Origin of the sequence: Actinomadura montaniterrae (assembly GCF_008923365.1) — a bacterium.
In the GTDB taxonomy this organism is placed as follows: Bacteria; Actinomycetota; Actinomycetes; order Streptosporangiales; family Streptosporangiaceae; genus Spirillospora; species Spirillospora montaniterrae.
In genome coordinates, this window is record NZ_WBMR01000448.1 from 1 (window position 1) to 2,264 (window position 2,264).

General features: G+C 74.0%; 2 protein-coding genes and 2 pseudogenes. 3 read left to right on the top strand and 1 reads right to left on the bottom strand.

Annotated features, from left to right (window positions below; genetic code table 11):
• Positions 1 to 244, bottom strand: a pseudogene (locus F9B16_RS50155) (MarR family winged helix-turn-helix transcriptional regulator); the annotation flags it as partial.
• A gap of 457 nt (positions 245 to 701) precedes the next feature.
• Here F9B16_RS50155 and F9B16_RS53415 point away from each other — a divergent pair.
• The 3 genes and pseudogenes from F9B16_RS53415 to F9B16_RS53420 all read left to right on the top strand — a co-directional run.
• Positions 702 to 1,034, top strand: coding sequence for a DUF3263 domain-containing protein (locus F9B16_RS53415; RefSeq protein ID WP_404800602.1), 333 nt, complete (start codon positions 702 to 704; stop codon positions 1,032 to 1,034).
• Between the two features lie 20 nt (positions 1,035 to 1,054).
• Entirely contained in the window at positions 1,055 to 1,882 is an 828-nt protein-coding gene (gene otsB, locus F9B16_RS50165) for a trehalose-phosphatase (protein ID WP_225992688.1), read from the top strand.
• Positions 1,883 to 2,040: 158 nt separating this feature from the next.
• Positions 2,041 to 2,264: pseudogene (locus tag F9B16_RS53420) on the top strand (response regulator); the annotation flags it as partial.

A 2,264-nucleotide genomic window follows, 5' to 3' on the forward strand; every position in this document is an offset into this window, starting at 1 on the left:
CTGCGGCGGGCTCGGCGGCGGGCGCGGCGGCGGGCGCGGCGGGCTCGGCCGGCGGCTCGTCGGTGAGCGCGGCGACGGCGTTCACCACCATCAGGTTGGAGATCTGCAGCGGCCGTCCGCCGGACGGGCCGGCGGTCCGCGCGCGGATCCGCTTCATCATGTCGGGCTTGATCCAGACCCGGCGCAGGTGGAACAGCGCGGCGCCGATGGCGGCGAGGACGGGGTCCGGCCGGTCGCCGTTCACCGGGCGCCTCGGACCGTTGTCCAGCCTGCGGTCTCGTGGCGGGGCGTGTCCGTCGCCATGCAAGGGTCTCCCGTTCAGTTTCCTGTCACCGCGGGACAGCGGACGTGCGCCCTCAACTCTAACGGCTGTACGGTGCATATGTTCTTTATGCGTCCTTTATCCCAGCCGTTCGGGCCGAATCCGGGACTGCGGCGACCGATGTGCCCGCCGTTGGCGGTGGGACGCGGGACAATGGAGATCCCCAGGTGAACGGGGATGTGGTGCACTGGACGACCGGCGTGCGTTCCGCCGGAACCGCCGGACGATGTCGGCCCGGACGCGTAGCATGGCACCGGCCGAACCCGGACGACCCGGGATCAGTGACCACAGAGGGGACCTGATGCGAGCGGCGAACGCCCCCGGCGACGTCCCCGGCGACGTCCCTCCCCAGGACGGCGGCACGGACGACGGCTCAGCCCTGAAACGCGTGACCGACCAGCCCACCGACCCATCCGAGACCGGCGAGGACGGCGTCGAGGACGCCGCCGCCTTCCCGGCCGACCTGCTCTCCGAGCGCGACCGCCGCATCCTGTCGTTCGAGCGGCAGTGGTGGAAGTACGCCGGAGCCAAGGAGCAGGCCATCCGCGAGCACTTCGACATGTCGGCGACGCGGTACTACCAGCTCCTGAACATCCTCATCGACCGGCCCGAGGCGCTGGAGTGCGACCCGATGCTGGTCAAGCGGCTGCGCCGGCTGCGGTCGCAGCGGCAGCGGCAGCGCGCCGCGCGGCGGCTCGGCATCCGGCCCTGAGTCGACCACCATAGGTCGGCGTGAACTCTCCCCGCTCTGTGACGGCCGTCGGCGCCGACGGCCTGGACGCGATCCGTACCGACCCCTCCCGGGCCGTGCTCGGCTTCGACTTCGACGGCACCCTCGCGCCGATCGTGGACGACCCCGCCGCGGCCCGGGCCCACCCGGGGGCCGCGCCGGCGCTGGCCCGGCTGGCCCCGCGGGTGGGCGCGCTCGCGATCATCACCGGCCGGCCCGCGCGCGTGGCCGTGGAGTACGGCGGCTTCGAGGGCGTCGACGGCCTGGTGGTGCTCGGCCAGTACGGGCTGGAACGCTGGGAGTCCGGCATGCTCACCGAGCCCGACCCGCCGCCCGGCATCGCCGAGGCGCGCGCGAAGCTGCCCGGCGTGCTCGAAGCGGCGGGCGCGCCGCCCGGGACGTTCGTCGAGGACAAGGCGCACGCGCTCGTCGTGCACACGCGGCGCTGTGCCGAGCCGCAGGTCGCGCTCGACCGGCTGCGCAGCATCATCGCGGCGCTCGCCGAGCGCACCGGGCTCGCCGTCGAGCCCGGCCGGTACGTGCTGGAGCTGCGTCCACCGGGTGTGGACAAGGGGCGGGCGCTGCGCTCGCTCGCCGACGCGTTCGCGGAGAAGCGGGGCGCCCCTCCGTCCGCGGTGCTGTTCGCCGGCGACGACCTCGGCGACCTGGCGGCGTTCGACGCGGTGGACGCGCTCCGCGCGGAGGGCGTTCCGGGCGTCGCGGTGTGCAGCGGTTCCAACGAGGTGACCGAGCTCGCCGACCGCGCCGACCTGGTCGTGGACGGTCCCGACGGGGTCGTCGAGCTGCTCGGGACGCTGCTCGACGGCTGATTCCACGTCGGAGTGACAAGTGCCGTAACCAGATTTGTCGCATCTCGCGTGACTCTTGTGGCACCCGTGGACCAGGCGTCCAATTGCGCCAAAATATGGTGGATTGCGGTATGTGTGGTCATCGGGCGGCCACGCGAGGGACACGGGAGGTTGGGACGGTGGACACGGATCCGGGCATCCCGCGCCGTCCAGGCGACATCAGGAACACGCCTCCGCGCGGCTTCCCCTCCCCGGCGGCGACCCCGGCGCAGGGCACGCCGGTCCATCCGGGAGCCTCCCCGGCGGGGCCCGGCGGCGCGCCGATCCCGCCCGGCGCCCCGGCGCGCCCGATCATGCACGCCCCGGCGCCCGCCGGGCCGCCCTACGCCGGCCCCGGCGGGAC